The organism is Colwellia sp. (assembly GCF_013215345.1).
Classification (GTDB): domain Bacteria; phylum Pseudomonadota; class Gammaproteobacteria; order Enterobacterales; family Alteromonadaceae; genus Colwellia.
Map to the genome: position 1 here is coordinate 1 of NZ_JABSOV010000204.1, position 4,378 is coordinate 4,378.

7 protein-coding genes are annotated in these 4,378 nt (G+C 36.7%); all 7 read left to right on the forward strand.

The genetic code is table 11. The features are described 5' to 3' along the window. The first annotated feature begins 86 nt into the window (after positions 1–86). Entirely contained in the window at positions 87–311 is a 225-nt protein-coding gene (locus tag HRT50_RS18015) for a hypothetical protein (protein ID WP_291617068.1), read from the forward strand. Between the two features lie 51 nt (positions 312–362). Continuing rightward, positions 363–788 carry an N-acetyltransferase gene (locus HRT50_RS18020; protein ID WP_291617070.1) on the forward strand — a complete coding sequence of 142 codons (426 nt, stop codon included), beginning with the start codon at positions 363–365 and terminating at the stop codon, positions 786–788. Positions 789–800: 12 nt separating this feature from the next. Further along, positions 801–1,223 (forward strand): YciI-like protein, encoded by a 423-nt coding sequence (locus HRT50_RS18025; protein ID WP_291617071.1) that lies wholly within the window; start codon positions 801–803, stop codon positions 1,221–1,223. A 119-nt stretch (positions 1,224–1,342) separates the two neighbouring features. Beyond that, positions 1,343–1,957: a LysE family translocator gene (locus HRT50_RS18030; protein ID WP_291617073.1), complete on the forward strand. Its 615-nt coding sequence runs from the start codon at positions 1,343–1,345 to the stop codon at positions 1,955–1,957. Positions 1,958–2,069: 112 nt separating this feature from the next. Next, positions 2,070–2,465: a hypothetical protein gene (locus HRT50_RS18035; RefSeq protein ID WP_291617075.1), complete on the forward strand. Its 396-nt coding sequence runs from the start codon at positions 2,070–2,072 to the stop codon at positions 2,463–2,465. Further along, the gene (locus tag HRT50_RS18040) at positions 2,446–3,309 is read left to right on the forward strand and encodes a nucleotide-binding protein (protein WP_291617078.1); all 864 of its coding nucleotides are present in this window, start codon (positions 2,446–2,448) and stop codon (positions 3,307–3,309) included. The genes HRT50_RS18035 and HRT50_RS18040 overlap by 20 nt, the downstream gene beginning before the upstream one ends. Positions 3,310–3,335: 26 nt before the next feature. Continuing rightward, positions 3,336–3,932, forward strand: a complete 597-nt coding sequence (locus HRT50_RS18045) for a glutathione S-transferase family protein (protein ID WP_291617080.1) — start codon at positions 3,336–3,338, stop codon at positions 3,930–3,932. Positions 3,933–4,378 lie beyond the last annotated feature (446 nt).

Consider the following 4,378-nt stretch of genomic DNA (forward strand, 5'->3'; position numbering starts at 1 on the left):
TAATACGAATTTAAAAAAGTTTATGTTGTGGACATTATTGAGCAGCCCCCATAATAAACGCTTATAGGCAAAAAGGATTTATGTATATGGATATTAATATGACCTTTTTCGGTAATGTCATTTTATTCTCAATGTTTATCATTGGAGGTTTAAGTTACTACTTAGGTAAACGTAAAACTTCAGCACCTAAAGTTACAGCACTCATTGGCGTTTTACTGTGTATTACTCCGCCATTAAATATTGTTTTCATCATCGTGTTAGTGTTAAAAAATGACAATGTCATAAATGAAAATATCGATACTTCAGTGTAATTTACTTACTCGCTTATTGTGGCGTTATAACTCTCCCGGATGTCGGAACATATGAATATCGTAGTAACAACTTCACCTAGCCAGGACGATCTTAAAGCATTAAGTGTCGGTATTGGCTCTTTTAATAAAGATTACCTACCTGATGAGGTTGGCTTTGAAAAAGACACAAAATTTGCTGTCATTGCTAGAGATGAAAATGGAAAAGTCTTAGGAGGCATTAGAGCAAATGCCTTCTGGAACTACTGTACTATTGAGCTGCTCTGGTTAGCTAAAGAGACCAGAGGTTTAGGGCTCGGTAGCAATCTAATGGCAGCAGCTGAAAAGTTTGCTAAAGATAAAGGGTTTGGCTACATGCGTACTGAAACTCTTAGCTTCCAAGCAAAACCTTTTTATGAAAAACTAGGTTATAAAGTATTTGGTGAATTACCTGATTATCCAAAAGGTCATACAACATATTGTTTAGTGAAAGAGTTATAACAAGCTAAATAAGTGGGACACGCAACAGTTGGTTGGTTGGTTGGTTGGTTCCGCTGCACTACACAATATTACCAAACTATTATTCAGCCGCTTATTGTGGCATTTTGTGCACATCGAAAGGAAACCAGTATGTACTATCTATTAACTTATGATGTTGTTCCTGAGTATTTAGAGAAAAGAGAGCAGTTTCGAGAATCCCATATTGAACTCGCTTTAGCAGCGGTTAGTCGTGGCGAATTAAGATTAGGTGGAGCGTTAACCGAGCCATCACTTGGAGCCGCTTTACTTTTCGAAGGGGACTCACCTAAAGTGGCTGAAGACTTTGTCACTAAAGATCCGTATGTTTCAAACGGCTTAGTTAAACGTTGGTATATTAATGAATGGTCAATAGTTTTAGGTGCAGGAGTCCCGGCGAAAGAAATAGACTTTGGCTAATAAAAAGCCAATTAAACCGGGACGGAAAAGCGTTTATTCGGTTCAACTTCGTTTCACATTTTAGCCAACAATTATTTGCCTCTTAGTAGGCGTTAAGCAACACGGAGTATTCAAAGGTTATGGAGCTTTATTTAGCTATTATTCTTTTTGCAGCATCAACAACGGTAACACCAGGCCCAAATAACATAATGATTATGACTTCTGGCCTCAACTACGGTGTTAAAAATAGTATTCCACACTTGTTAGGTATCTGTTTTGGCTTTCCTGCCATGGTAATAATGGTTGGTTTAGGCTTTAGTGTTGTATTTGAAATGTATCCATTGATTCACGAAGTGATAAAGGTCGTAGGTATCGCCTATCTTTTATATTTAGCTTGGCTTATCGCATCGTCTTCGCCGACTTCACTTGAAGTAGAAAGCTCTAAGCCCTTTAGTTTTACTCAAGCTGCTTTGTTTCAATGGGTAAACCCCAAGGCATGGGTTATGGCCACAGGTGCGGTTTCAGCTTACACTTCCATTACCTCAGATATATTCTCGCAAGTACTATTTATTGCGTTGGCTTTCTTTATTGTTGCTTTTCCTTGTGTCGGGATTTGGTTATTTTTTGGTGTAGGGCTTAAAAAGTATCTTAATTCACCAAAACACCAAAAAATATTTAATTTATCTATGGCTCTGCTATTAGTTGCTTCTGTTATTCCAGTATTAAAAGAGTTGGTTGTTCAATATGTTGTCTAATAAGGCAATTAAACATAAAATTTACAGTTGGCTATTTTTGGTGCCTCGCACATTTTAGCCAACAATTTTTTTGCCGCTTAATGCGGTGTTATGTGTTTTAAAAGGTTTGAGTATGAATCAGGTTAGAGGTTTTGCTTTTTCAATTGTAATAGTCATTATTTCATTTCTAGTTTCAGCAATAGCTGCAGGCGTGCTTGCTGATTTAGCTAATGTTTGGAAAAAACCAATCATTGGCTCTGTAGCTGCTTTTTGTGTAGTTATTTCTGGCTATGTCACAGCACCTAGTCATAAACCAATAGCTTCAGGCGTTTGGTTAATTATAGGAGCCATTTCGGCTTGGCTACTGGCGGGTGATTCATTTTACCCTGAAGATCATGAACATGCATATCAGCTGACAATAATTCCTTTACTCGCAACCTATCTAAGTGGCCTATTTGCATTGTTGATATGTTTGCTGTGGCACAAAAAACAGAACAAGGATTCGATTAGTGAACCCGTTAAAAGATAAAATCAATAAACTAGTAGAAAAGAGTGCAGAGTTTAACTGGAAAAACTGCAGTATAAAGCATGATTCTCTTGAACAGATTATTGGTGAGCCATCACCTGCATGGGATATATGGGTTAATAGTATAGAAAGTATTTTAAAAACAACAGTCAGGGCAAATTCAGAGCCTTTTGTTTATTTTAAAGCGGCAAATAATTCACCGGTAAAAGGTAATGATGAAGATAAATTTTGGATTGCCAAAGAAAATTATATTAAAACATTACATGCATTAATCTCATTGCTAGAGGAAGGTGATTTGTTTAATGAATTGTTGGTGTCAGGCGTGCCAAAAAAAACCAATAAACCCAAAGATTCAACAGCAAGAACAAAGCTACCTTCCGCTCTAGTAGCAAGTAATAATAAAGTATTTATTGTTCATGGAGATGATGATGCTTTAAAGATTGAACTAGAGGTGTTTCTCTCACGTATTGGCATAAAGCCGATAGTTTTACATAGAGATGTTGAAGGTGGGCAAACTATCATTGAAAAGGCTGCCGCAAATAGTGATGTTTCCTATGCATTCATACTACTTACACCTGATGAGATTTCATATACGATTGATCAATCCAATATCATAGATGCTGATAGAAAAAAACAAACGAAAGCCAGAGCAAATGTCATCTTTGAATTTGGTTATCTTGTCGCGAAGCTTGGTAGCAAAAATGTCTGTGTCCTTCATAAAGGTGATGTCGAGATACCGACTGAGTTAAGTGGCTTTATATATAAAAAAGTCGATAAGAATATTGAAGAGATTGGTTGCTCTTTAATTAAAGATATTACAGCCGCAGGGCTTAAGCCTGAGTTATAACTTGTTATGTACCTAAGGAGAGTTTAGTGAAAATTTACGGAGATATTCAATCGGGAAATTGCTATAAGGTGAAGCTTCTTACTTCACTTATCTATATTGAACATGAATGGATAGACGTTGATATTTTAGCTAATGAAACACAGACCGATTCATTCTTAACAAAGAACCCCAATGGGAAAATACCATTACTTGAATTAGAAGATGGCAGCTGTATTTCAGAGTCTAATGCTATTTTGCATTACTTAGCATCGAATACACCTTTAATTGGTAATAGTCGTTTTACTTCAGCAAAAATTCTTCAATGGCAATTCTTTGAACAATATAGCCATGAGCCTTTTATAGCCGTTGCACGCTTTATTGCCAAATACCTTGGACTACCGGAAGACCGTAAAGCCGAATTTGAAGCTAAGCAGGCTGGCGGACATAAAGCGCTTAAAGTGATGGAAGAACAACTACAAAAAACACCGTATCTTGTGGGAGATGAATTAACTGTCGCAGATATATCACTTTACGGCTATACCCATGTGGCGCATGAAGGTGGCTTTGATCTGTCAGAATATCCGGCAATCCAACAATGGATAGAACGAATCCAGTCAAATCCAAAATACATTAGCATGGAGTGATCGGCATTTAGCAAGCTGTTAAACAGGGACAATAAAACAAGTTACTGTTTTTGTCCCTCAACATTAGAGCCAACTATTTTTTGCCCCTTAAGATTTTAGCAAATTAGTAGGGCGATATTATTACATGGAGAGTTTTGGTGAACTGATACTCAAAGTAAAAGGGTTATGATTCATGGGTAAAGCTATAGTTACTCGTCATTACCAATGGAAAATAGAAAAGGCATAAACTCTGAGGCTAAAGCCTAAAGTCGCCTAAAAATTAGGCTTTAGCCTTTAGTTAGTCGACTGCCAGAATGGCATAGATGCTTTTACTTGGAGTTCTGTAAATAACTGTACTAATCATAATTATAAAGGCAACAAAGTGCGGAAAGGAGACGTTAGCTATAAATCTATTTGCTATATATTTTCTAACAAATACTTATCTAGCTAGTTTTAAGATGTTGTAT

Bases quoted from the DNA above. Each gene is read 5' to 3' on its own strand.
- HRT50_RS18015 (WP_291617068.1), top strand. From the start codon at position 87: ATGGATATTAATATGACCTTTTTCGGTAATGTCATTTTATTCTCAATG.
- HRT50_RS18020 (WP_291617070.1), top strand. From the start codon at position 363: ATGAATATCGTAGTAACAACTTCACCTAGCCAGGACGATCTTAAAGCA.
- HRT50_RS18030 (WP_291617073.1), top strand. From the start codon at position 1,343: ATGGAGCTTTATTTAGCTATTATTCTTTTTGCAGCATCAACAACGGTA.
- HRT50_RS18035 (WP_291617075.1), top strand. From the start codon at position 2,070: ATGAATCAGGTTAGAGGTTTTGCTTTTTCAATTGTAATAGTCATTATT.